The sequence below is a fragment of the Solitalea lacus genome (genome assembly GCF_022014595.1).
Classification (GTDB): Bacteria; Bacteroidota; Bacteroidia; order Sphingobacteriales; family Sphingobacteriaceae; genus Solitalea; species Solitalea lacus.
In genome coordinates this window covers 1,462,253-1,489,252 of sequence record NZ_CP091740.1, presented here as the reverse complement: position 1 = coordinate 1,489,252, position 27,000 = coordinate 1,462,253, and the positions used below count along the sequence as shown (strand labels likewise).

The following is a 27,000-nucleotide window of genomic DNA, read 5'->3' as shown; positions in this document are numbered from 1 at the left end:
TTTATTTCTTAGGATAACCAGCGGTCATTTCAACCTCCATTATTTGTTTGGTATGCCGAGCGCTATGAGCCGTTAGAAAAACTAACCATTGATAAGCGTCCATCATGCCAAAAGGCGCAGCTCCAACATGACCATGCATATCAGCATCGGTATGCTTAACAAAATCAATAGTTTTCTGACGAGCAGCATCAAAAGCTTTAATAGCATCGTCAGGAGTAGAGTAAGCATTAGTTGGCATTAACATTTCCGAAGTCTTAAACTTTTTAGAGCGATCCTCAATCATTTTGGCAATATCTTCGGTCTTAACTTTTATTTCAGCTTTATTTGCAGGATCAACCGGTTTTGTTAAAATAGAATCGGTAACATAACCGCGTAACATTCCTTCTGCTTTAATAATATGTTCAGAGCACTCCGCAGGTGACCATCGACTTGAATCACTTTTAAAAGTCCACTGAGCAGTACTTAGCCCTTTAATGGATTTTACAAAGTTTTCTTTAGTTTGATGAAGGTAATTGAGCAAGTACTCCTTTTCGGATTTACTCATTTGCTGAGCGGAACTACCTTTGGGAATCACCGATATCAATATCAAAAACCAAAGGATTAAATAGTTAAAACTGCGTTTTTTCATTATAAATAACATGTTGATTTTCAATCAATTTAAACATATTTATTTAAAAAATTCATTATTCTATCATTTTAAACCGTAAGCTTTTAAAACTTGTCAAAAAACAAAACCCCGATTATTTCCGGGGTCTCTTGTTTTTTGCAGTTAAAATATATACTCAGGAGGTATTATTTTAATACAACGTAAGTATATAATAGCTTGCCCTCTATGATGAGAGCTATGGTCCAATATCGCAAATACTCCATTTATCTGAGCTTCAGAAAGCTAATCGAACCCAGAAACCGTTTTTTCTACATCGGCATAAGCCTTTACTAACAATTTAATAACATCTGATTTCTTATTCTTCAAAGCCGGTGGCTCCCACCCTACCTCAACACTCTTCAAATAATCCACATCCATCCATTGGATGCAATAAGCAATATGATTCATAAGTTCTTTAAAACTCCATACCTCATTTAAAGCTATCTCAATAAAGTTGTTATATTTGTTACATGCGCACACAACTAAGCATAATAAACCGTATTAACTTCCCGCAACTTAATGTTCAAAACGGGTCGAAATTCGTGTGTGTCAACAAAACTTTAATTGTCTCCCGTAAAGCGTTCATCAACAAGCTTCCATTCTTTTCAAATAATAAAGACTTTAATAATTAACCCCGAATCCACTAAAAGCTAATATAAAGCCGGATTCGGGGTTACTTCCGATTTGTCATTTATTGTCTTATTTATCATCATCCCGTATTCATGGAGAAAAAACGTCCACTACGTAATGGGCTCAGTTTTCTCATAATTGTTTTTGGCATTAACCTGTGCATTCTTATCGTTACAGTTATTCGCGGAAATCAATTATTCGCTGCCGCCTCTATAATACTGTCGCTTATACTCTTAACGCTTTATTACCAAAAGCGAAAAGTCTAACTAGTCCTGTTTTATTCACTACACAGATTATAAATCTTATAACCGTAATTAATGCTTTTAGAATTATGAAAAAGACCATTTCGTTAACAGAGAAAGATCGAAAGTTACTTCAAGATGCTCTTAAGAGAAGTACCATGCCTGAGCATAACCGCCTTAAACTGGAAGATGAGTTAAATAGCGCTCAACTTTTTACAGATGACAAACTACCGGCAGATGTAATTTGTCTTAATTCGACAATTGAGCTGAAAGACACTGAAAAGAATAATACAATGGAAATCACATTAGTATTGCCCGGGGAAGCCAATATGAAACATCAAAAAGTATCAGTCTTTGCTCCAATTGGCATTGCTCTCATTGGTTACAAAACCGGAGATATGGTAGAATGGGAAATGCCTGCAGGAATTAAACAGTTTGAAATTTTGAAAGTAATAAACTTATAAGCAAGCATAATTACTAATCCATCTCTGAAAAAGCTACAGGGATGGGTTAGTGTTGCTCCAGTACTTGCAAGGTACTGACTGTACAATACCAATTTTAAAATTCAATTAATACAAACCTTTTTGGGGTAATAGTTTTATACTTTTGATTAAAATAAATACCTTTTAGTTTGATCAATTTACTCTTATGTAATCACCGAACCCTTCTCTGCAGCGTGAATTATTTGAGTAAGCTCCCTGTGTAATAGCATGCAGAGCCGTTGATCAATCACACTCATATTGCCTCCTGTTTTTTGCTACCTAAATCATAGGCAATTTGCATATATAACTTTAGCTCATCATTAATATCGTCTTCAAACATAATTCTGCAATGATGATTAAAAGTGCCTGATCCTGGAATTTGCCCGATTTTCCTGAACACCAAATTTTCATCGTATAATTTATCCAAATGAAAAACCACATCAATAAAGTTTTTCCCAAATGCGACAATCGAACAAAACCGGATTTTAGCCGCCAAACCAATTTTAGATTTAGCGGGATGTAATACAAAATTCCCTATAGTTTTATATTGATCAATAAAAACGTTGAATAACCGAATGGTATGCTCCGATTTTCCCTCCAAAAAACTTTCAACGGTTCTATCATTACAAGAATGCGTTTGGTTTAATCGGATAAATTTCTGGTTACAAAGAGGACAAATCCACATAAATAGTCTTAGGCAATTTCTATAAGGTAAATAATAGATTGATAGCTGAAGTTAAGAATTAATCCTTCAACCTAACCATGCACTTTACATCTTTATTATTAATATACCATTCAACACAATAACCTTGTGGACCAATTTCAGGATTGGTTAATAATTCTTCGAATGCTTTACCTATTTGAGGAATATTTTTCATGTAGTCATTTATAGTTAGGTTAACATACCTACCTTTTTTCAAAATCAAAGTATCACATCCGAAAGCTTCCGCATCACCTCGCTTAAGTTCTTCTGCTGCGGCTCGATATACAATTGACCCATTTTCAGGTCGGGCAATACCGAAATATTTTCTTTCAGTGGAATAAGGAATTAAGGAGTGCAACTTTTGATGAGCCTCAAGTATACCTTCAGGAAAGGATTTTGCCTCAATATAAAACACCTTAATGTCATCTATTAAATTAATTACATTCATGATCAATAGATTTAAACATTTAATAAAGATAGGTTATCAAGAGTTCATAAGAAGAGGCCTGGCACGACATAGAAACAGATATTTGCGACTAACTACGTCGAAACAACCCTCAATAGTTTTCCTATCAAGAAGCCTCAGTCCTTACTGTTAATGCATAGATGCATTAATCTGTTGTTGTATAAACTGCTTTTCAATAGGCGTTTTTGCTAAAGAAAATGCTTTATTTAAGTACTGCATCCTTTTTTGATGATCGAAACCCTTGTATAGTTCTCCAATCATGGCATTGTGGCCTTTTTCGTAGAAATTTAAACGTGATTCCATTTTTATTGATCTTAATATTGTTCGATAATTTTAATTACACCCCAATAATGATCGAGATCAATGAAATTGGACATCAAATGAAAAATATTTTAAAAAAGTAGAAAATGAATTTTGCAAGACATCATCGTAAGTTTATTCATTAAAATCTTTTCGCACCAACAAGGAATACGTGAGAAGAGAACTGGTTCGATCTTTACATCAATTTCTTATTGAAAAAATCAATAGTACGTTGCCAGGCGAGTTCTGCTGCAGCTTTGTCATAACGAGGTGTTGTATCATTATGAAAGCCGTGATTTGCATTAGCATACATATAGGCCATGTATTCTTTATTATATTCTTTTAATGCCTGTTCGTAAGCCGGCCATCCTTCATTGACCCGTGTATCTAGTTCAGCATAATGCAATAAAAGAGGAGCCTTTATTTTAGGCACATCTTCAACAGGAGGCTGTCCTCCGTAAAACGGAACAGATACCGACAAATCAGGTACGCGAACGGCCATCATATTGGCAATCCATCCGCCAAAGCAAAAACCAACAACACCAACTTTACCATTACAATCCTGGTGATTCTTTAAATAATCAAATGCAGCAATAAAATCTTCTAATATCTCATTTCTATCACGTTTACTTTGCAACTCCCTACCTTTATCGTCATTGCCTGGGTAGCCGCCTAAGGGAGTTAAGGCATCCGGAGCTATTGAAATAAACCCTGCCAGAGCAGCCCTCCTGGCCACATCTTCAATATAAGGATTCAAGCCGCGATTTTCATGAACAACGATGATCCCTCCAAGTTTCTTTTTTGCATCCACAGGTTTCGAAAGCAGTGCTTTCATTGTCCCTGCGCCCTTAGGCGATGAATAAGTAATATAATCAGATATTAAGCGGGGATCGTCTGATTTGATTTGGATAGCGCCATTGTAATCGGGCAACATAAAACTCATCAAAGATGCTACTGTAATACCTCCCACTGCATAGGCGGAAAGCTTTTGTATGAATTCGCGCCTGTTAACTCGATTGTGCGCATAATCATCATAAAGATCAAACACTTCCTGTTTAATGTCTTCTTTCTTGATTTCCTTCATATAGTTAGTCTGCGATTTATCTTAAATGTAAACATTTACGATCATCAACCAACTAGTTAACCCTGAAACAATTGTGCTAAATTATCAGTTGATTAGTTTGATGTTTTCTTCATCAGTTTCTTTAAGATAGAATGCTACAAATCTTAAAGGTTTCTCTTTGGATGCGTTGTCAAAATGCAGTATTTTTTTATTCTTTGGTTCATAGAATGCATCTCCTTCGTTTAAGACAACTTTTTCTTCTCCTTCTACTTGGAAGATAACCGTACCCGACTTTACATATCCAACCACCGGACATGGATGTAAATGTTTCGGGGCAACTTGACCACTCTCCATCGAGATTTCTTTAATATCAACCATTGTTATTTTTTGATTGATTACAGCATTAAGTAATTCTTTCCTCAAAACCTTTTTTTGCTGTCCCATGGAAGTGGTGTAACTAAAGGCTAACAATACTATTGTCCCAATTTTAAAAAGTGCTTTCATATATTAAGTTTGCGACAAAAGTACTTTCACTCTTTCAGCGTTTGTGTTGATGTAGGTCAAGACTTTTCATTCTCGACAAAGTTTCAGGCCGGATTTTAAGATAGGATGCAATTATATATTGAGGAAACTGCTGTTCAATGTTTGGATTATTATCTATCAGTTGCTGGTATCTCTCATTGGCTGAATACTTAATCAAAGAAGTTTCTTTGGTACACTTCCTCAGAAATAATGTTTCACTTATAGACCGAAAAAATTGCGACCAACTTAACGAAGTTTGCAATGATGTGTACTTACAGTAAGAAATCGCATAGATTTTAACGTCTTTAATAGCCTGAATAGAGCCAATTGAAGGGGTTTGTGTTAAAAAGCTCCTATATGATGAGACCAATGACTGTGTTGAGTACAATTCATTAACCAAAACATCTGCATTTTCAGTTTCAAGGTAAGCGATTAGATTTCCATCCTCAACAATTCCAATATATTGACAAACTTCTCCTTCCTTTACAAAAAAACCTTTTCTTTTCAGATTAATAATTTCTGCGTGTTGTAAAAACTCATTTAGAAAATCTGTTGGAAGATTAAGTTTATTAAAAAGCTGTTTAATATTTTCCATAGGTTAACAATTGTCGCTCGAGACGAAATTAAGCTGTTTTGAAATAAGGACCAAGCTAAGGTTCCACAAAGGACTGAACACAAAAAAAACCAAGTCTTCATCTAGAAAACTTGGGATTACATATCTACCCTATATATCAATCTATTTGCTAACCTTCTTTTTTCCCCAAACTTCAAGAGGGATCACATCAGCACAAGGGCATTTTTCTTTGTTAATTAAAATCAACTTTACCGAGTCCCGCGCACTCTTAGCATATTTTTCAAAATCTTCTTTACTATAGGTAGCTCTTGCATACGCTGCAGCAGCACAAAACGCCCACGATTGCGCATCCTTGCTATCTATTCTCATTTGATCTTTATAAAAATTAGCTCTTTCTATGTATTTGCTATATTCTTCCTTGTTTGCATAACCAATTTCACTTTTATCTTTTGAGTAAAGGACAATGGTACGGTTAGTTGGTGTTTGTGGTTTAAAAAATGCAAGGGTAGCCTCATCAACCACCTCAATTCGATAAGCAATACCATTTACCGGATTGGTATAGGCATATATATTATTACCAACGGATTTAAAATCTGAAACTTTATTAGGCTCGGTAACAATAATGGCATTTGCCATCCAGCTAATTTTTATACTGTAATTACCATCAGATGTAGTGTACACACCGAAAGCAGGTATTTTTTGTGCAAAAGCTGATAGCGTAAATGCAGACAGAATCGATATAAAAAGTAGTTTTTTCATGTTGAAATTGAATAAAAAAGCCCGATTGCTCGGGCTCCGATTTTTGAATAATTGTTTATTTACAAGCATTGTATCCACGAGCAGCATCCTCGTAGTTATCCATGTCATTGCAGCCAACTGTTCTTGCGTAGTATTCCCAAGCCCTTTTACAACTTGAAGATAAACGATTAGGAATTTGAATTGAGTTTGTTCTTCCGGTCGGACAAGTGTACTTGTAAGTATAGGTTGAATTGTCTGTTGAAGTTTCTTCCTCTTCTTCTTCCTCCATATCTAACAATTCGCACCCGGCAAAAGTCATATTGGCTAGCACCAACATGAAGATGATTTTTGTAAATTTCTTGTACATAGATAACAATTAAAGCAGGTTTTCAATAATGCATCTGAGTGATGCAAAACAATGTCTGCAAGTTATCCTATGACCTCCCATTAGAAAATACCTACTTTTAGGTATTTTTATAATATTCAAATTACCAGAATTGCCTATTAATTATTTTTCTTAAACCAGTTTTTATATTCGCTTCGAGGAGTGAATGTCCAGGCCAATATCCTGCTAATTTTATTACCCTGCGCCATATTAATGGTTTTCACTTCAAGTGCTTCTGCACGTTCCAGTAGCTTGTAAAAACCTTTCAAATGCTCACTTTTAGAAACAAGTGAGGTGAACCAAAGACAGCTTTCGGAAAGTTGAGCACTTTCATTAATCATCCGCTTCACAAACTCAAATTCCCCACCCTCACACCATAGCTCGTTATGCTTGCCTCCAAAGTTTAACACAGGAACACGATGTTCTCCCTTACCCAAATTTGTCAGCTTTCGCCTTGTTCCTGCAGAAGCTTCAATTTCCGAAGTATGAAAAGGCGGATTACAAACCGACAAATGAAATCGTTCATTAGATTGAACAATGCCTTTAAAAATTGACAGAGGATTGCTTTGCAATCTACATTCAATTTTATTCTCAAGAGTTGGATTTGAAGCCACAATTTCCCTGGCACATTGTATGGCCTTTTTATCAATATCTGCACCAACAAAGTGCCAGTCATATTCTATTACACCAATTATAGGATAAATGCAATTGGCCCCCACACCAATATCCAATACACTAACATTCTTCCCTGTAGGAATTACACCATTATTTACAGAAGAAAGCAGATCGGCTACGTAATGAATGTAATCTGCACGACCGGGAATTGGTGGACACAAATAATTACGAGGGATATCCCAGTTGAATACACCATAAAAATGTTTGAGTAATGCTTTATTAAGGGTTTTGACTGCGGACGGATTGGCAAAGTCTATCGACTCGTCACCAAACTTATTTACAGCTACAAAAGCCTTAAGCTCCGGACAGGATTCAACTAATTCACGAAAATTATAACGAGATCGGTGTTTATTTCTCTGATGCAGATTATTCTTTTCTGTTGATGCGGAGCTTTGCGTTGACTTCATGCCTGCAAATTTCGTTCAAATCTGCTTATTAAAAAAGATTCATTATTGTGCCGGACGGTGATCGTAACTTAACACCCTTGAAATTTTCCAAACTCCGTCCGTTAACAACCATAAATGAGTATATCTGGCAATCCCAACTCGTTTTTCTTCTCCTCCTTTATAAACCTCATAAAAATAATGCTCACCAGTTTGCACAGCTCCATAATTGCCCATTGGAAACACCTGCATGGTTCCTGGCACTGGCATACGTTTTAAACCAACCTCACGTTTCGGATCGCAAAAATTACGCCTCAAGGATTCAATAAAAACAGTTAATGTTTTGGTTATTCCACCCTTATCATGATAAAACTCTAAGTCATCAGTAAAATACATTGCCGTTTGCTCGGGCTTACACTTATAAGCAATGGAAAATAAACTACTGTCTAAGGTGGAAATCGTTTGATACAACTCCTTTTCACTAGCTGGAAATTTGGCTATTTGAGCCTTTGAGGTAAGCGTAATAACAAAAAACAGACTTAGAAGCTTGAATTTCATATTTAAACTTCTTTGCTTTTCGGCTTCTTTTCGGTTTTCACTTTCTTAATTGTAGTCTGCTTAGGAACCACCTTTTCCTTTGCTACTTTTATAGCTGATGCTGCAGTAAACGCCGGATGTGATTTAAGTTTCCAAACGCTGATACCTAATGGCGGCAAACTGACTGAAACAGACTGAGCCTTGCCTTGCCAATTTTCCATTTCAGCTTCTAATGGATACGGATTTATAATTCCACTGCCCCAATACTCATGCCGATCAGAATTAAATATCTCCATCCAAATACCATTATGAGGTAAACCGATACGATAATCATGACGAACGACCGGTGTCAGATTAGCCACAACAACCAGATATTCTTGCCAACTGTGTCCTTTACGACAATAAACCAATACACTGTTTTCCGAGTCAGATTGATCGATCCATTCAAAACCATAACTGGCAAAACTAAATTCGAATAAAGCAGGTTCATTCCTATATAAATTATTCAAATCACGCATCAGGTTTTCCATTCCTTTATGTGGATCGTATTGGGTCAGATGCCAATCGAGTGAGTAGTCATGATTCCATTCTGCTGTTTGTCCGAACTCTCCACCCATAAACAATAATTTTGTTCCTGGATGTGTAAACATATAAGCAAATAGCAAGCGTAAGTTGGCAAAGCGCTGCCACTCATCTCCAGGCATTTTACTTACTAATGAACCTTTACCATGCACTACCTCATCATGTGATAATGGCAACATGAAATTTTCTGTAAAGGCATAAACAGTACTAAAAGTAAGTTCCTGTTGATGATATTTACGGTGAACCGGTTCTTTTGCAAAATATCGAAGTGAATCATTCATCCATCCCATCATCCATTTCATACCAAAGCCTAATCCTCCTTGCCATGTTGGATGCGACACTCCTGGCCAGGAAGTGGATTCTTCAGCAATCATTTGAATATCGCCATAATTGCCATAGACAACTTCATTTAATTCCTTCATAAAAGAAACGGCATCCAAATTTTCCCTTCCACCATGTTGATTAGGAATCCATTCACCTTCTTTCCGTGAATAATCTAAGTACAGCATTGAAGCAACCGCGTCGACCCGTAACCCATCTGCATGATAACGATCCAACCAGAATAAGGCATTGCTAATAAGGAAGGAACGAACTTCATTTCTTCCATAATTAAAAATATAGCTATTCCAGTCAGGATGATAACCCAAACGTGGATCGCCATGTTCGTAAAGGTGCGAACCATCATAATTATACAAACCATGCTCATCACCCGGAAAATGCGAAGGAACCCAATCCAGATAAACGCCAATACCTGCTTTGTGCAAACTTTCAATTAGGAACATAAAATCCTGTGGTGTTCCAAATCGTGCCGTAGGTGCAAAGTAGCCAGTAACTTGGTAACCCCATGAACCCGAGAAAGGATGTTCCATCACTGGCATAAACTCTACATGAGTAAATCCCATGTAACTAACGTATTCTACTAAATCGTGCGCCAGTTCCCGATAGGAAAGAAAACGATTGGGGTTTGATGGATCGCGGCGCCATGAACCCAAATGCAACTCATAAACTGAAATAGGCTTATCCAATGCATTCTTCTGATAACGACGGCTCATCCATTCCTGGTCATTCCATTCGTACCAAGTATCCCACACAACTGATGCGGTTCGAGGCGGCTCTTCCCAAAACAAGGCATAAGGGTCTCCCCGTTCAAAATATTCACCCGAAGTAGAGCGTATGAAATACTTATATATCTCTCCTCTGCCTATGTTCGGAATAAAACCTTCCCAAATACCCGAACCATCCCACCTCACATTCAAATAATGCAATTCATTGTTCCATCCATTAAAATTACCTATCACCGAAACGGCTACAGCATTAGGGGCCCAAATGGCAAAATAGGTTCCGGTTACACCATTATGTTCAACAACATGAGAACCTAACTTATCATATAATCTGAAGTGCTTACCTGCTTTAAAAAGATTAATATCAAAGTCTGAAAACCGACTGTAAGACTGAACGGATGAACTTATTTCTTGCATGCTAAGGTATTAATGCTTTAATGTTCTAAATATATAAAATTATTCAAGGGAACAAACAAGAATGAACATTTCAATACCTAAAAACTCAATTTCTTAACCAAAAGAAAACAACACGTTTATAAAGTAAATACGACTGAGAGTAAAAGGGTTCCTTTAATAACTGCTCGGTTCTAGAATAGTTTTCTTAAGCAATTATATTAAAACTTCATCCGCTGGATCCGAACAGCATTGAGGATAGCCAACAAAGCAACACCTACATCAGCAAAAACAGCTTCCCACATGGTTGCTACACCACCGGCTCCTAAAACGAGTACAATTACTTTAATACCCATTGCCAAACTGATATTTTGCCAAACAATTCTCCGGGTCGCATGGCCGATTTTAATCGCCATGACAATTTTAGATGGTTGATCGGTTTGAATAACCACATCTGCAGTTTCAATAGCTGCGTCGCTACCCAAACCTCCCATCGCAATCCCCACATCGCTTAATGCTAAAACAGGGGCATCATTAATCCCGTCTCCTACAAAAGCTACCACCTTAGACTTATCGCATTTTATCTCCTCAAACTTTTGCACCTTGCCTTCAGGCAATAAATCGCCAAAACCTTTTTGGATGCCTAACATGTTAGTAACCTTTTGCACCACACTTGACTTATCTCCCGAAAGCATGACCAGATCTTTAACCCCCTCATTATATAATTCTTTCACCAACATTAAAGCATCTTCCTTTAACTCATCAGCAATGATAAAATAACCTGCATAGTTTCTGTCAATCGCTACTAACACAACCGTATCTACAATAGTATTAATTTCGTGGGGAAAGATGATGTCGAATTTTTGCAGAAGTTTAATATTACCAGCTAAAACTGTTTTACCATTTATTACTCCTTTTAAGCCATGTCCGGCAATTTCTTCAATATTTTCAGCAGTAGAATTATTGTTTAAGTGTTTCCCCTGAGCATAATTTACAATGGCTTTTGCTACCGGGTGCGTTGAGTGACCTTCAAGTACTGCTGTATAATTAACCAAATCATTTTCAGAAACACCAACTGCCTTTACCTCTTGAACGTTAAAAACACCTTTGGTTAGTGTTCCTGTTTTGTCCATCACGACGGTGGTAAGCTTAGCAAGCTGGTCAAGATAGTTGGAACCTTTGAACAAAATACCATTGCGAGAACCAGCACCTATACCTCCAAAGTAACCCAAGGGAATGGAAATCACCAATGCACAAGGGCAGGAAATTACAAGAAAGATCAATCCACGATACAACCATTCATCAAATACATAGGTATCAACAAAAAAATAAGGAAGAAAAATTACTCCCAAAGCCATATAAACAACGATAGGCGTGTAAATTTTAGCAAATTTGCGAATGAACAATTCCGTAGGAGCTTTGTGAGCTGAGGCGTTCTGTACCATTTCCAAAATGCGGGCAAGTGAACTTTCGGAATATTTTTTTGTCACTTTTACATCTACTACACGGTCAATATTAATCATACCGGCCAAAACTTGCTCAGTTGCCATGATGGTTAAAGGTTTAGTTTCACCGGTTAAAGCAGCCGTATTAAAAGAACTGTAACCATCAACCAAAATACCATCCACAGACGCACGCTCTCCGGGTTTCAACCTGATTAAATCTCCCACCTTAACACCCTCAGGTCGAATAATATTTTCGCTACCATTGTGCAGAACGGTTGCCGTATTAGGTCGAACATCTAACAGGGCCTTTATATTCCCCTTTGCTCTTCTTACAGCTGCTGCCTGAAACAATTCTCCAATAGCGTAAAATAACATTACTGCGACACCCTCGGGATATTCGCCGATAGCAAAAGCGCCAATGGTAGCAATGCTCATTAAGAAGAACTCAGTAAACATTTCGCCTTTACCTATTAGCTTAAGACCTTTAAAAATGACAGGCCATGCCACAGGAAAATAAGCTATCAGGTACCAAATCAACCGAACAGCCCCTTTAAAAAAATCAGGTTTTATATAATTATCAAGTACTAAACCTACAGCAAGCAGCATAAAACTGATTACCTCAATCCCATATTGCTTAATAAAACTTGTTTCGGGTTGCTCAACTGCAGTACTAGGACTTTGTGAAACCTGTTCAACGGTTGCACAGGTTTCACATTCAGAGTGAAAGTATTTATTATTGAATTGCATTTATTAAACGTTTGGAACAGTATCCGCTCAAGATTTCTCTATGCCGAAAACTACAAGGCATACATCTATCTAGTTACCAAAAGAAGCTTTTTAACTCCCTATGAATATTAATATATTAAAACTTCTTTTTTATCTTTATTTAAAGATACGCTTTACCTCACTTTTAATTAACTGCAATCATATTTCTGCTTCATTAATGCGCGTGTCCTTCTTCTTCACCACTGTTCATTTTGGCTAATAAGTCATATGCTCCTTTTATAACTATATTTCCTTTCTTACTTTCAAAACCTCCAGGTAACAACACCTCTGTAAAACCTTTTTCAGAAACACCGGTTTGTACTTCCAGCGGGATAAAGACATGCTTTATTTCATTGCCTTCTTTCTTGGTTCCTTCAGATAGGAAGATTATCTTTTTATCACCATTCAGAACTACTGCTTCGTCGGGTAAGGCTGAAACAGCATTTAATCCGGTTTCAACCACAGCGCTTAAAAAAGTTCCTGGAATCAAGGTAGTTTCTTCTTTATCTAAATGGCAATGTACATTAATAGTACGCTCCTTGCTAATTTCCCTTCCAATTAAATGAACTTTCGCAGTACGCTCTTGGTTATCATTTGAAAGATTAAAACGTACACGCTGACCAATTTTTAGTTTAGGAATATCCTTTTCAAAAATGGTAAGCTCTGCATGCAAATGTTCAGTATCTACAATTCGAAACAATACGTCAGTGGGATTGGCAAAAGAGCCAATGTTTACATTCACCTGCGTTACATATCCGTTAATTGGTGAGTAGATAGCAATGGAGTTTTTCAGATTACCATTTTCAATGGATGCCGGAGAAATATTAAGCAACTGTAATTTTGATCTTAAACCTTGTACTCTTGCTTTCATTGCCATAAAATCGGCTTTGGCTTTTTGAAAAGTCTTTTTTGCGTTTACATTGGCGGTCATCAGTTCTTCCTGACGTTTGTATTCTGATTCCAAAAACTCCAAATGGCTTTTACTTTCCAAGTAATCCTGTTGAATTTGAATATATTCTGGATTTTCAATTACAGCTATTTGCTGTCCTTTATTTACAAAGCTGCCTTGCAACAAATTAGTTGACTTTAGAAAACCACCAAAAGGAACAGAAATACTGACCAAGTTTTGAGGCGGTACATCTAGCAAGCCGCTTGCCTTTACAGTTCCGCTTAACTGTTTTTGTTCAACAGCCCCTAAAACAACACCAACAGTATTGTATTGATTATCGGTAAGCTCTACCCCTGTTACTGCATCCTGTTTTTCTTTCGTTTCTGCATCATGATTGTGAGCTCCAGCTTTGTCATTGCCATCACTTTTACTTCCACATGAAGAAGCTAAAAACAGTAGAATGATAGCAGGTAATATATTTTTAAAAACATTATTCATGGTTTATTTTCCGGTTAAATATTCTAGAATGATAATACTTTGATTTAATTGATTTAGGGCTTGTAAATACCCTTCCTTGATACCTAATCCCTGGCGCATGTTCAACAAATATTCGGCATAGCCGATTTCGCCCAACCTGAATGCCTCTTGTGATTGTTTTATGATCAATTCGGCATTAGGTAGTGCACTTTGACGGTAATAATCAACACTTTTCCTGTTTTTTACATATTCACGATATGTTTGTTGAAACGATCCGGTCAAGTTTTTCTGATAAAGACTGTAATCACTTTGGGCAATCTGTTTCTGAACATCCGCAGCCTTTATGCGAGCACCATAAGGCTTAAACCAAATTGGCAAGGCTATACCAACCTGGAAACCCTGAAATCTATCAGACGGACCAAAGTATTGCGCTTGTCCGTTTACATCATGATACCCAATTAACGACTGGTTAAAATAACCGAACGACAAATCAGGAAACAGCTTATTCTTTTCTGTTTTCTTTAGCTTATCGGCAACCTCTATCTCTTGTTTGTAGTATGCTAAATCAGGATTGTAGGTAACTGACGTTGTATCGGATTGCAAGTTCCAAGAACGCTCTTCATTTGAGTTATGAAGCATAGTAAACCCGGTTCCATTCAACAATACATTAAGCCGGCTTTGCTCAATAGCAATCTCTTCTTCATTTTGATTAAGAAGATTATTGATCTCGTTACGTTGTGTTTCAGCAGCCGATTTCTCAAGCAAGCTGCTTTCTCCGGTTTTGTAACGGAGATTAGCGGCTTTTAAAAACAATGCATAGATACTATCCTGCTGACCCAGCAACTGCTTTTTATCATTCAAATATTGAAGATTGTAATACACCTGCTTTACTTGCAAAGTTAAGGCATTAACTGTTGCAGCCTTTTTAAACTCGCTGCTTTTCACACGCGCTGTAGCAAGCGAGGCATTGGCAGCAAATACTGTTGGAAATGGGATGGTCTGAGAAATGGTAATATTTTTATCCCGCTTATTTGAGTTGATTTGCCCATTCAATAAACTGATATCCGTTTTACCAATTTCCGAGGAAACTCCTTTCAGATACTTTTGATAATCGACTGTTAAACTTGCGCTATTCACTCCCTGGTTTCTCACAACAGCGGTTTTTATTGCCGAATCCAGAGACAAAGGCTTTTGTTGCGCAGTGCCAACTGCAGGAATAGAAAGCAACAACGCCAGCACTGAAATCTCTACTGCGTAATTAGATATTTTGCTTTTAATTTTCTCAAAATACGTATACAAAACCGGCAGTACCACCAGCGTTAGCAAAGTTGCCGTAATCAAACCACCTATTACCACCGTTGCCAACGGACGCTGCACTTCAGCCCCTTCCGAACCCGACAAAGCCATTGGCAAAAAACCCAATGAAGCTACCGCTGCCGTCATAATTACAGGACGCAATCTATTATAAGTGCCTTGTAATATAATTTCCTTTAAGTTCGTCTGTCCTGCTTTTTTGAGATGATTAAATTCGGAAATGAGTACAATACCATTTAATACGGCTACTCCAAAAAGGGCAATAAAACCAACTCCAGCTGAAATACTGAATGGCATGTTACGTACCCAAAGGGCAAATACTCCACCAATTGCCGAAAGCGGAATTGCTGTGAAGATTAACAAACTGTATTTTACCGACCTAAAGGTGAAATACAGCAAAACAAAAATTAAAAAGAGTGCAGCAGGAACGGCAATACTCAAGCGTTTCTGCGCTTCTTCAAGATTTTTGAAAGTGCCTCCATAAGTAACATAATACCCGGGACCCAGTTTGACATTACTTTCAATCTTTCCCTTTACTTCGTTTACAATACTTTCAACATCTCGCCCCCTAACGTTAAAACCTACAGTGATACGTCGCTTGGCATCGTCGCGTTGTATTTGGTTAGGTCCAACAATCATCTCCACATCGGCCAGTTGATTCAATGGAACCTGATTGCCATTAGGTGCAGAAACATACAGATTGGCCACATCTTCAATACTCTGACGATTTTGGCGATCAAGTCGCAGGACTAAATCAAAGCGTTTTTCACCTTCAAACACCATTCCCGCCACTTGTCCTGCAAATGCTGTATTGATGGTTTGGTTTACATCTTCAATATTTAGCCCGTATTGAGCCATACGGTCGCGGTTGTACTTCACAACAATTTGCGGTAAACCACTTACCTTCTCAACATAAAGGTCCTTAGCACCTTCAATACCCGGAATCAGTTTACCTATTTGTTTTGCATAGTCAGCTAACTTGGTTAAATCCTCACCGTAAATTTTAAGCACCACATCTTGTCGAGCCCCTGTCATTAATTCATTAAAACGCATTTGAATTGGTTGCTGGAAGCCGTAAGATACTCCCGGAATATTTTCTTCAAGTGTCTTCTGCATCTTTTCGGCTAATTCGTCCCTATCGTTCGCACTTATCCATTCTGATTTATCCTTCAAAATCACCATTAGGTCACATGCCTCAACCGGCATTGGGTCGGTAGGAATTTCACTCGAACCAACTTTACCCACAACTACTTTTATCTCAGGAAAATTGGCCAATAACACTTTTGCTGATTTTTGTGCAGCTTCTACCGTTTGCGAAATGCTACTTCCGGTCATAACACGAGTTTCAACTGCAAAATCTCCTTCATCTAAAGTTGGGATAAACTCTCCTCCTAAACGATTAAATACAAATAGAGTCACAGCGAAAAGCACCAAAGCAACACCAACCACCACAGCTTTTTTACTTAAAGCCCAGTTTATTATTGGTTGATAAATTTTATGACATACGTCCATAATTCGGTCAGAAATGGTGCGTTTCTTTATTATCTTTTTACTGAGAAACAGAGCACTCATCATGGGAATATAGGTGAGGGACAAAATAAAAGCTCCCAAAATGGCAAATGATATAGTTTGTGCCATCGGCTTAAACATTTTACCCTCTATCCCTACCAAGGCAAGTATCGGTAAGTAAACGATTAGGATAATGATTTCGCCAAAGGCTGCACTGTTACGTATTTTTCGTGCTGATCGGTACACCTCCTCATCCATTTCGTACTGTGTCAGTTGCCGATCGACATTGCGTAAGCCTAAATGATGCATAGTAGCCTCCACAATAATTACGGCTCCGTCAACTATCAATCCGAAATCAATAGCGCCTAAGCTCATAAGGTTACCTGAAACGCCAAACATATTCATCATGAAAACGGCAAAAAGCATAGCCAGTGGTATTACCGAAGCTACAATCAATCCTGCACGCATATTGCCCAGCAAGAGCACCAGCACAAAGATTACAATCAGGGCCCCTTCGGCTAGGTTTTTAGTTACTGTTCCAATAGCCTTATCTACCAGTTTGGTTCTATCAAGGTAAGGCTCAATGGTCACCCCTTCGGGTAAGTTTTTTTCAATTTGTTCAACCCGGGCTTTTACGCTTGCAATTACCTTTGACGAGTTGGCTCCTTTAAGCATCATCACAATACCACCCACTACTTCACCATTGGCATTGCGGGTCATAGCACCATAACGCACTGGCGAACCAAAACGAACTTCGGCAATATCGCCAATCAACACCGGCAATCCATTGCTGACATTACGAACTACAATCTTTTTTATATCATCAGTAGAATTGATTAAACCTTCAGATCGAATAAAATAGGCATTAGGTTTACGATCAATATAAGCTCCACCCGTATTTTGGTTATTTTTTTCAAGAGCTGTAAATAATTCATTAATGCTGATATTTAAGCTTCTTAGCTTATCAGAGTTAATAGCGATTTCATATTGCTTGACATTACCGCCGAAACTGCTTACATCAGCAACTCCTTCGGTTCCTAACAGCTGCCGGCGAACAATCCAATCCTGAATGGTTCGCAGTTCCATAGCATCATACTTGTTTTCATAACCTTTTTTAGGATGCAGAACATACTGATAAATTTCGCCTAAGCCGGTAGTTACCGGAGCCATTTCCGGAGAACCAACACCTGCTGGAATTAGCTCTTTGGCCTGCACCAAACGTTCGTTTACCTGCTGACGCGCCCAGTACACCTCAATATCTTCTTTAAATACCACCGTTACCACAGAAAGTCCGAAACGTGAAAATGAACGTATCTCTTCTATACCCGGAATGGTTGCCATGGTTTGTTCAACTGGAAAGGTAACCAGTCGTTCTATATCGGGGGCCGACTGCGATGGGGCATTGGTAATTATTTGTACCTGATTATTGGTAATATCAGGCACAGCATCAATTGGCAACTTACTCAACGAATAAATACCTACAGCAATAAGTGCCAAGGTAAATAATCCGATGATCAGCTTATTATTTATTGAAAAATGAATAATCTTATCTAACATATTTTGGGTTATTAGGTTATTGGTAAATGATCATTAGCTAATGCTGAAAGCGTTCGAATTAAAAAATCCGGACAAGTTTAAGGCATTGACTAATTACCGAATTTACCTTTCTTGTAAATCGCTAATACATAATTATAAACTCTGAGCAGGCTCAGCGTATCGACAAAAAATAAGGATTAGTGATTTAAACCCGAGGGGGCTGAAAGATGTATTTGGAGAATAATGAAGAATAATTCGATTGATAGCCTAACTCCGTTTTTTCAATAGGGCTTACGCGGCAAGAAATAGCATGAGAGTTAAACTCATTAATAATCAGAATATGTACTTGAGTACAAAAACTGCACTTTAACGCTTCTTGATTGCATGCTTTTCCGGTATGTTCCTTATCGGTATTGATATGATCAACATACTCCACCAATGACATTCCCTGATCTTGGTGATGGTTTAGGAAATCCTGAATGGTTTTAATATAGGTTGGAATAAAGCAACAAAGATCAAACCCTGGAGAAATGGCGCCCAGGAAAATGACAAATGAAAGCAGCGGTATGATTACTTTTTTTCTCATATGTTGCGTTTCAAATGTAATTATTAGAATTGAATTGAAGAAAATGCTTTTAAAACGTTACAAAATTGCATTACATCTATTAATTTAATTCAAAAAGATAATTAACTAAATTAAGGTTCTGATAGTCGGCCGTTAGCTTAGATACTTATTCTTGACAAAAAGTATCTAAGGAAGCAATGTAAATGAACTTTAAAAACAAAACAATGATTGCAAGAATTTGGCATGGTAAGACAAGCATAGCAAACTTTGAACGTTACACGTACTTTTTGAAACGGGTTGCTATTCCTGACTACCAAAACACTAAAGGCTTTAAAGGATTATCTTTTTTAAGAAATATTAAGGATAATGAAGGACATTTTCAACTCATAACTTATTGGAAAAATCTTGATGTGATTAGAAACTTTGCGGGGGACGATATTGAAAAAGCAAAGTATTATCCGGAAGATGCCGACTTTCTTTTAGAATTTGAAGAAAAAGTGCAGCATTTTGAAGTATTTGCTGGGATTCCAGACATAAGCTAATAACCAATTAATTTCAACAAAACTTATATTGAAAAAGCTAATTATACTCGGAAGTTCAAGAAAAAACGGTAATACCCAAAAAGCAGTAGATATATTAAATTCACTATCCGGCTTTGACATTCTAGACTTAGGTGATTTTAACATTAGTCAATATGACTATGAACATAAAAACAATAAGGATGATTATTTAAAACTAATGCATAGGATCATAGACAATTATGACACTTTAGTTTTTGCAACACCCGTTTATTGGTATTCTATGAGTGGAGTAATGAAAGTATTTTTTGATCGATTTACAGACTTACTTGATAATGAGAAAGAGTTGGGCAGAAAATTAAGAAATAAAAACATGGCTGTTTTGAGTTCCTCCATTGGCGACCACTTAGGAGAAAACTTTTGGCTTCCGTTTATTGAGACTGCGAAATATTTAGGTATGAATTATATTGGAAACGTTCATACGATTACGGACCAAGATCCTACAGAGGAGTTAATGAAATTTGTAGACTTAATTAATAAAAAAAGCATTGTAACGAATGAAGCTGTATAGAAAAATTTAATAATAAAATTGAAAGCTTAAAAAATGAACTTTTTCAATCGTAAAACCACTTGGACCAATACTGAGTTAATTCCGTTAAAGCTTTGCATTGCAAGTGCTTACCTCCTAATTGGTAGTTATTTTTCGAGTTTTGTCCGTAACTATCATCTTGCATTTTTTATATTATTTGGGATCACCGTTATTGTATCCGTATCCATGTGGATCTCAAAGATGAGAAACGAAAATCCCAAAAGCCGAAAGTAGATACTCGAAGAAGGTCAAAACGCCTATCACATGAACACCGAACTCCTAAAAATAATTCCGGTATTACCTTCCGCTAATATTGATAGAGACATTGCCTAGTATAAAGAAAAGACTGGTTTTGAAACCTATTACGCAGATACTATGTATGCCGTACTTTACAGAGAACAGCTTGTTTTGCATTTGCAATGGCATGCTGATACGGATGATGATCCTTTATTTGGTGGTTCTGTAATTAGAATTCATACTGAAAATATTGAACCATTATTTAACGAATTTGTACAACGCGGAACCGTTACTCCCGAACTGCTGAGGCGTAATACACCTTGGCAAACCCATGAATTTGGCTTTTTCGATCTAAACAAGAATGCAATTTTTGTTATGGAAGATTGTTAGTTCTTGCTCGAATCGAATAAAAAAGCCGATGAACTTTATCCATCGGCTTATATTGAAGCTTGTTTATGCCAAAATCTCGATCTTTTTAAACTTTTTAGAACTTGAAAATTCCAATACATTTCTTGTATCTAAACTATATTTTTTCTGCTCCTTACCATCTATCAAAACTTTACTTACTTTAAATGGCAATCCGTATATGATATGTCTGTATTTTTCGTAACGTGGAGTATACAAGCCGTCCATTACTTGTTCTATTATTAAAGAGCCATTACTTCCAAACACATTGAATGTTTTTTCAAGAAAAATATCCTGTTGATAAGCAAACGTATCCCCATGATCTTCGTACAAAACTGATTTAACTGGATGCACAGAAAACCAGGTTTTCAGGAAGAGCTCCTCGAGCTCAAACTCGTCAGTGTATTGCATCACTTCCATTTCAGGTATAACAGCGCCAGCCTTTACAAAAATCGGCATACTGTCAAGTGGGGTACTTATAACAAATTCCTTTCCACCTGAATATTTTTGATTCGTCCAGTAATCATACCAGGCACCTTGGGGTAAATAAACCTTCCGGTTGTGTATTGAAGGTTGCAAAACAGGGCAAACTAAAATATTATCTCCAAATGAAAACTCGTCCTCCCGATAGTGATTAATATGTTCATGAGATTCTAACATTACAATCGGACGAACAACGGGAAGCTGATATTTATAATGTTGCCAAAATGCCGAATACAAATAAGGCATCAATTTATAACGTAGCTCTATAAACTTACGACAGATACCTTCAAATGGCTCACCAAACGACCATGGTTCCCGCTCGCGGGTATCTCCTGCCGAGTGCGCTCTCATTAACGGTGTAAATACGCCTAACTGAATCCACCGAGTGAATAATTCACCATCTGGCTCACCAGTAAATCCTCCAATATCTGTTCCACAAAAGGATATTCCGGAAATACTTAAACGTTGACACATAATATTAGCCAGCTTCAGATGCTCCCAAGTAGCCACGTTATCACCGGTCCAAACAGATGAATAGCGTTGCACACCTGAATAACCGGCACGAGTTATGGTAAAGGGTCGTTTATTTTTCTGAAGCTTTTTCAAACCTTCGTAAGTCGCCCGTACCATTTGCATTCCGTAAACATTATGGGCCTTACGATGAGAGCCCCGATGATGGTCAAAATTATGACGAACATCATCAGGAAATGTACCCGATCCAAATACCGCAGGCTCATTCATGTCATTCCAAATTCCGTCAACACCAGTTTCTAGCAATTCTTTGAATAACCAACCCCACCAATCACGAACTTTCGGGTTGGTAAAATCAGGAAACTGACAGCGGCCCGGCCACACATTCCCCTCCATAAAATAGTCATCACTCCGGCGACAGAAATAATTGTTCGACTTGCCTTCCTTAAATACCCAGTAGTTATCATCCACCTTTATTCCCGGATCAATAATTACTACTGTTTTAAAACCGATGTCCTTCAAATCACCCAGCAACTTTTTAGGTTCAGGAAAATAACGTTGGTTCCAGGTAAAACAGCGGTAACCATTCATGTAATCAATATCAAGATAAATTGCGTCACACGGAATTTTCTTATCCCTAAACGTTTGTGCAATCTCTTTCACCTTACTATCGGGATAATAACTCCAGCGACACTGATGAAAGCCTAATGCCCACATAGGCGGCATTTGATGCGTACCGGTTAGCTGAGAATATCGTTTTACAACATCCATCATTTCGGGACCGTGGATATAGTAGTAATTTAACTCTCCTCCATCAGACCAAAAGCTGCTGCGATCTTTCAGTTCAACGGCAAAGTCAAAATGAGTTTTAAAAGTGTTATCAAAAAAAATACCATAACTCTTTCCTTCATTAAGGCCAATATAAAACGGAATACTGCGATATAAAGGATCCTGATTTTTGGCAAATGCATATGTATCAGTATTCCATAGTACCAGTCGCTTGCCTCTAAGGTTAAACTCTGTTGGTTTATCTCCTAAAGCATAAAAATCCTCCGTATTGGTACAAACCTTACTGCAATACACGTAGTAACCTCCAAATTGCACATTTTCTTCAAAGTGCATTGCTTTGGCATCAGCATTCATCATGTGGTTATTGCTATCAGTAAAGCTTATCAGAAAATCAGCCTTGGTTATTATGCAATTAACTTTGGGAGTTGAAATCTTATAGATATTTTCATCTTCAGCAAACTTTACCAGAGTAATTTTATGCGGATATCCATTTATGGCATAAGAAAAATCGGCCAAGAAAGTACCTTGGGGCGCCATACGTACCCTAATAATTTCGTCACTAATTACTGAAATCTGAACTTTAGATACCCCATCAGAAAACACAAAGCGATTACCATCTGTAACATAGCTTTTAACAGATCTCAGGTATTGCTTGGTAACAGGACCAACTGTAACAATAGGGTTGTTTAAAAACTTTTCCCCTTCTTCTGTATGCTGATTCTCTTTCAATTTTAAATCCGGGTCAATAAGGTTATTGATGTTTGTTAGGTTTTCCATCATTACAATTATCAATCTTGATAAAGTCAATAAGTGTAAATATAACACTTTGAAAATTAATCGAATTTTAAATCAATATAGATTTAAAACTGATACCAAAAACACAGCTGTTTTACGCAAAATTTTGCAGTGCAAGCAACTCATCCATACTCATTGCTCCTAAAGTAGGAACAACCAAATGAGCATTCTTAAGTATTTTCTCATCGCCAACACCTACCGAACGCATTCCGGCATTATGAGCAGCTTGAATTCCCGAAATCGCGTCTTCAAACACAATGCAATTTACCGGAGCAACTCCCAGTTCTCTGGCAGAACGGAGAAAAATTTCCGGATTAGGTTTAGCTTTAGAAACCACATTTCCATCAACCAGTACCTCGTACCGATCCATCAAGCCAACCTTTTCTAAAATTTTACCTGCATTTTTACTAGCTGAAGCAATTGCAATCCTGATTCCGGCTTGTTTAACATAATCCATAAACTCAACAACCCCTGGCAGCACCTCATTTGGGGTCATGGTTTGAACATGCTCCAGATACCATAGGTTCTTTTTTTCAGCCAACTCATAAAGCTGATCGGCTGATGTTGAGACACCTCCAATGCTTAAAATTATACGCAAACATTCCATGCGACTAATACCTTTAAGCTGCTCATTATCTTCGCGGGTAATATCGAAGCCCAGCTCATTGGCTAAACGCCTCCATGATAAATAATGATAAATTGAAGTATCAACAATAACCCCGTCAAGGTCAAAAATACAGGCTTTGATGGGTGACATAATCATATACATTTTAAGCTTTATTGAATATCGGCAAGAAATCTCTGATTTACAAACGGTTTCATTCCTGAAACGCTAAAAAACAGATGGCATTACCAATTTCTTAGTAATGCCATCCTCAACTTTTCTATAAGTAAATATTATAAATTATAACCTATTGAAATATAACCAGTAGTTCCTACTAATGGGTTACCCCAAGCCTGTCTGTATGATTTATTCAACAAGTTAGAGCTACCCAATTTAATAGTAGTCTTAGCTTTCGGGAATGCTTTGGTAACTTGAGCATCTAAACTGCCATATGAAGGAATTAAGGCTCCATTTGCTGCTTGTAAGTTTACACCAACAAAAGTTGATTGCCAGATAAATTCATCCTGCCATCTGTAAGTAACATTAAATCCAAAGTTTGAATTTGCAATATTACGGTTACCAGCATAAACGTTGAAACGGTATTCAGGAGTGTTATACTCAGCATATAATCCACCTAAATCTTTTTCATTAGTAAGCTTATTAAATGAAACATTACCTCCAACTACAAAATTAGAAGGTAATGAATAATCTAATCCTAATGCCCAGCCCCAAGTGTTTATTGTTTTAGTGTTATTAACCGGGAAAGAGAAAACATTTTGTTGTGTTGAACTTACTGGTTGAATTACAACTTGCGTACCGATAAAGTTTTTATAATCACTTTTGTATACATAAGCATCAACCAACAGTTTTCTGTTTACCAATGCCTTGTATCCTAACTCATAAGAAACGACTTTCTCTGGGTTGAAGTCTCTAAACTGGTATTGTTTAGGTGATCCGGCCTGAACTGACTCGAGTGAATATAATGGACCGCTATTTAAACCATAACGCTCACGTAAAAACGGCAAACCTCCAATTAAACGCGCCTGAGGAGTTAATAAATCAATGTATTGATTTTGAGTAGTTGGAATGCGGAAACCTGTTTGGTATGAAGCTCTGATATTATGATCTTTCGCAACAGTCAAAACAGCAGAAAGACGAGGAGAGAATTGACCCTTAAAGTTCATATTCTTATCGTAACGCAATGAACCTGAAAGTTTCAATTGATCATCCAATACTTTTTTACCTAACTGAAGGTAAGCACCCCATTCTTTAATATCAAACTCTTGGCCGTTCTCATCTAAAGCAAATAAGGTTTTCTCAGAGTTCAAATCATAAATTCTGTAGTTACCGCCAACTAACATTTCCATAAACTTAATTTCGTTCATGAAATTGTACATACCTTCCACTTGGTAAAGGTTAGTTCTGTCTGCAAAGCGAGCTCCTACCCCACTTGCATCACCAGGGATAGCTTTCTCGCGAACAGTTTTAGCAGCAGCATCAAACGCAGCAGTACCAGGAATTAATCTTCCGTTATCAGCAGCATTACGTGCCTGTGTACTATAGGTCGGATATCCTCCTTTTGAAGCAATTGTTGCAGCCTGAACAGCCTCAGCAAATGCCACGGGTTGAGGTTTACCGCCTAACATCCCTTCCTGATATTTAGCTTGAAATGTAGAAGAATATGTTGTTAATGCACCTAAGGCATAAGCTCCAAAATATTGCTGGAACCATGATTGACTTGGTTTCCAAGCTTCATTAATACCTGCTCCTAAAGTTCCTGAGGCATAGCTATCTCCAGCGCGCTCCTGAGTTGTATATGCACGAACATAGAAGTTACTTCCTTTTATCTCTGCCTTATATTGACCCATGCTGAAGTTTTTAATTGAGTAACGGTCGGCACCAGTATAAACGGTTGTTCCATATCCATAACTTCCTTGAACAAAAGCTTCTATATTCTCATTAATGCGATAATGTAATGCACCATTAACCTTAATATTTTTAGTATCGTAATCGGTCAGATCTCTTTCATTATAACCTGTACGAGATACGTAAGAATTATTTCTTGATGGCATCATTCCATCAAAAATAGCTTGAGGAGTAAGGACACCGCCAGTAGCATTAGACAATTGCTTAATATTATCACCCAGTGGATTTCCAGTAGTTAATGCTGCTGGCAATAGACGATCATACATATTGAAATTAAGTTCGTCACCATAAGTATTCACTCCGTTATACGCAGGATTTGCAAATTGAGCTCCATTTTCAAGTGTGAAGCCATTCAATAAACTTTGGTCACGCATATCACTAGCTTGCCAATCGTCTGCATTTAGCATTGCAAAGTTCACTTTGAAAGCGAATTTATTATTGAAAGCTTTTGCGTAACGTAAAGCAACATCATAGTATGGAGTGTTGGTTTTGCTACGGTTTGACTCACTTAACATGCCACCTTTAAGTAAAGCACTAAATCCTTGATAATTAAATGGACTCTTGCTATTTAAAAGAACAATACCATTAATCGCGTTTGGACCGTATAATGCAGATGAAGCACCTGGCAGTAATTCGGCGTTTTCAAGATCAAGCTCGGTAATTCCAACAATATTACCAACTGAGAAGTTTAAGCCTGGAGCTTGGTTATCCATACCGTCAATTAATTGAACCATACGTGTATTACCATTGGCATTAAAACCTCTAGTGTTAACAGATTTAAAAGTTAACGACTGAGCACTCATCTCAACCCCTTTTAAGTTTGCCAGGGCATCGTAAAAAGAAGGAGCTGGAGCATTCTTAATAGCTTGAACTCCCATCTTTTCAATTGAAACAGGTGATTCAAGTATTTTCTCTTCAACACGAGATGCAGCGACAACAACTTCTTGTCCTAAAATTGTTTGGGTTTCTAATTCAATTATTAAGCTGTTGGTTGCCCCCGAAACAGTCATCTCCTGACTTTTGAAACCTATTGAGTTTACTATTAATACAAATGGAGGCGGGGTATTTGTTTTTAGGGTGAAGTTACCTTTGTTATCAGTTGATGTACCCGTGTTTTTACCTTTCAGGGTAATACTTACTGCAGGCAAGGTTTCTCTGGTGGCCTTATCCTTCACTGTTCCGCTCACTGTTATTACATTTTGGGCAAAGGCCACAGTTTGCAATAGCAGAAAAAAGGCTGTTAAAAGCCAAAATCTCTGGTAATTGTGTTTCATAAATTATTTAGATAAGTTGGTTACAAA

At 37.4% G+C, this 27,000-nt stretch carries 24 protein-coding genes; 4 read left to right on the top strand and 20 right to left on the bottom strand.

Annotation, left to right across the window (positions count from 1 at the left end; translation table 11 throughout):
• Position 1: 1 nt before the first annotated feature.
• Both L2B55_RS06305 and L2B55_RS06300 read right to left on the bottom strand, forming a co-directional pair.
• Entirely contained in the window at positions 2-628 is a 627-nt protein-coding gene (locus L2B55_RS06305; RefSeq protein WP_237849709.1) for a DinB family protein, read from the bottom strand.
• 261 nt (positions 629-889) lie between these two features.
• Entirely contained in the window at positions 890-1,054 is a 165-nt protein-coding gene (locus tag L2B55_RS06300; protein ID WP_237849708.1) for a hypothetical protein, read from the bottom strand.
• Between the two features lie 553 nt (positions 1,055-1,607).
• Between L2B55_RS06300 and L2B55_RS06295 the strand changes: the two genes are divergently transcribed.
• Entirely contained in the window at positions 1,608-1,982 is a 375-nt protein-coding gene (locus L2B55_RS06295; RefSeq protein WP_237849707.1) for a GreA/GreB family elongation factor, read from the top strand.
• A 271-nt stretch (positions 1,983-2,253) separates the two neighbouring features.
• Here the strand turns inward: L2B55_RS06295 and L2B55_RS06290 are convergent, their stop codons facing one another.
• The 15 genes from L2B55_RS06290 to L2B55_RS06220 form a co-directional block, all read right to left on the bottom strand.
• Positions 2,254-2,601 (bottom strand): hypothetical protein, encoded by a 348-nt coding sequence (locus tag L2B55_RS06290; protein WP_237849706.1) that lies wholly within the window; start codon positions 2,599-2,601, stop codon positions 2,254-2,256.
• Between the two features lie 142 nt (positions 2,602-2,743).
• A complete protein-coding gene (locus L2B55_RS06285) occupies positions 2,744-3,151 on the bottom strand; it encodes a transcriptional regulator (protein ID WP_237849705.1) in 408 nt (135 codons plus the stop codon).
• Between the two features lie 147 nt (positions 3,152-3,298).
• Positions 3,299-3,472, bottom strand: coding sequence for a hypothetical protein (locus L2B55_RS06280; protein WP_237849704.1), 174 nt, complete (start codon positions 3,470-3,472; stop codon positions 3,299-3,301).
• A 193-nt stretch (positions 3,473-3,665) separates the two neighbouring features.
• Positions 3,666-4,553, bottom strand: a complete 888-nt coding sequence (locus L2B55_RS06275) for a dienelactone hydrolase family protein (RefSeq protein ID WP_237849703.1) — start codon at positions 4,551-4,553, stop codon at positions 3,666-3,668.
• An 84-nt stretch (positions 4,554-4,637) separates the two neighbouring features.
• Positions 4,638-5,036 (bottom strand): cupin domain-containing protein, encoded by a 399-nt coding sequence (locus L2B55_RS06270; RefSeq protein ID WP_237849702.1) that lies wholly within the window; start codon positions 5,034-5,036, stop codon positions 4,638-4,640.
• A gap of 34 nt (positions 5,037-5,070) precedes the next feature.
• A complete protein-coding gene (locus L2B55_RS06265) occupies positions 5,071-5,649 on the bottom strand; it encodes a Crp/Fnr family transcriptional regulator (RefSeq protein WP_237849701.1) in 579 nt (192 codons plus the stop codon).
• Positions 5,650-5,790: 141 nt separating this feature from the next.
• Positions 5,791-6,387: a hypothetical protein gene (locus L2B55_RS06260; protein WP_237849700.1), complete on the bottom strand. Its 597-nt coding sequence runs from the start codon at positions 6,385-6,387 to the stop codon at positions 5,791-5,793.
• Between the two features lie 55 nt (positions 6,388-6,442).
• Entirely contained in the window at positions 6,443-6,733 is a 291-nt protein-coding gene (locus tag L2B55_RS06255) for a hypothetical protein (protein WP_237849699.1), read from the bottom strand.
• Between the two features lie 137 nt (positions 6,734-6,870).
• Positions 6,871-7,833, bottom strand: coding sequence for a 23S rRNA (adenine(1618)-N(6))-methyltransferase RlmF (gene rlmF / locus L2B55_RS06250; protein ID WP_237849698.1), 963 nt, complete (start codon positions 7,831-7,833; stop codon positions 6,871-6,873).
• A 42-nt stretch (positions 7,834-7,875) separates the two neighbouring features.
• Entirely contained in the window at positions 7,876-8,367 is a 492-nt protein-coding gene (locus L2B55_RS06245) for a nuclear transport factor 2 family protein (RefSeq protein WP_237849697.1), read from the bottom strand.
• Positions 8,368-8,369: 2 nt separating this feature from the next.
• The gene (gene glgB, locus L2B55_RS06240; protein ID WP_237849696.1) at positions 8,370-10,406 is read right to left on the bottom strand and encodes a 1,4-alpha-glucan branching protein GlgB; all 2,037 of its coding nucleotides are present in this window, start codon (positions 10,404-10,406) and stop codon (positions 8,370-8,372) included.
• 197 nt (positions 10,407-10,603) lie between these two features.
• Entirely contained in the window at positions 10,604-12,574 is a 1,971-nt protein-coding gene (locus L2B55_RS06235) for a heavy metal translocating P-type ATPase (protein ID WP_237849695.1), read from the bottom strand.
• Between the two features lie 193 nt (positions 12,575-12,767).
• Positions 12,768-13,979, bottom strand: a complete 1,212-nt coding sequence (locus L2B55_RS06230) for an efflux RND transporter periplasmic adaptor subunit (RefSeq protein WP_237849694.1) — start codon at positions 13,977-13,979, stop codon at positions 12,768-12,770.
• Positions 13,980-13,982: 3 nt separating this feature from the next.
• Positions 13,983-18,338, bottom strand: a complete 4,356-nt coding sequence (locus L2B55_RS06225) for a CusA/CzcA family heavy metal efflux RND transporter (protein WP_237849693.1) — start codon at positions 18,336-18,338, stop codon at positions 13,983-13,985.
• Between the two features lie 184 nt (positions 18,339-18,522).
• Positions 18,523-18,903 carry a hypothetical protein gene (locus L2B55_RS06220; RefSeq protein ID WP_237849692.1) on the bottom strand — a complete coding sequence of 127 codons (381 nt, stop codon included), beginning with the start codon at positions 18,901-18,903 and terminating at the stop codon, positions 18,523-18,525.
• A 203-nt stretch (positions 18,904-19,106) separates the two neighbouring features.
• Here L2B55_RS06220 and L2B55_RS06215 point away from each other — a divergent pair, with 203 nt between their 5' ends.
• The 3 genes from L2B55_RS06215 to L2B55_RS06205 all read left to right on the top strand — a co-directional run bounded on the left by L2B55_RS06215 (position 19,107) and on the right by L2B55_RS06205 (position 20,616).
• The gene (locus L2B55_RS06215; protein WP_237849691.1) at positions 19,107-19,424 is read left to right on the top strand and encodes a hypothetical protein; all 318 of its coding nucleotides are present in this window, start codon (positions 19,107-19,109) and stop codon (positions 19,422-19,424) included.
• A 28-nt stretch (positions 19,425-19,452) separates the two neighbouring features.
• Complete coding sequence (locus tag L2B55_RS06210) at positions 19,453-19,971, top strand: flavodoxin family protein (RefSeq protein ID WP_237849690.1); 519 nt, start codon at positions 19,453-19,455, stop codon at positions 19,969-19,971.
• Between the two features lie 393 nt (positions 19,972-20,364).
• Positions 20,365-20,616: a VOC family protein gene (locus L2B55_RS06205; protein WP_237849689.1), complete on the top strand. Its 252-nt coding sequence runs from the start codon at positions 20,365-20,367 to the stop codon at positions 20,614-20,616.
• Positions 20,617-20,679: 63 nt separating this feature from the next.
• Here the strand turns inward: L2B55_RS06205 and L2B55_RS06200 are convergent, their stop codons facing one another.
• The 3 genes from L2B55_RS06200 to L2B55_RS06190 form a co-directional block, all read right to left on the bottom strand.
• Positions 20,680-23,151 carry a glycoside hydrolase family 31 protein gene (locus L2B55_RS06200; protein ID WP_237850271.1) on the bottom strand — a complete coding sequence of 824 codons (2,472 nt, stop codon included), beginning with the start codon at positions 23,149-23,151 and terminating at the stop codon, positions 20,680-20,682.
• Between the two features lie 112 nt (positions 23,152-23,263).
• A complete protein-coding gene (pgmB, locus tag L2B55_RS06195) occupies positions 23,264-23,926 on the bottom strand; it encodes a beta-phosphoglucomutase (RefSeq protein WP_237849688.1) in 663 nt (220 codons plus the stop codon).
• Between the two features lie 140 nt (positions 23,927-24,066).
• Positions 24,067-26,973, bottom strand: a complete 2,907-nt coding sequence (locus L2B55_RS06190; protein ID WP_237849687.1) for a TonB-dependent receptor — start codon at positions 26,971-26,973, stop codon at positions 24,067-24,069.
• Positions 26,974-27,000: the final 27 nt, after the last annotated feature.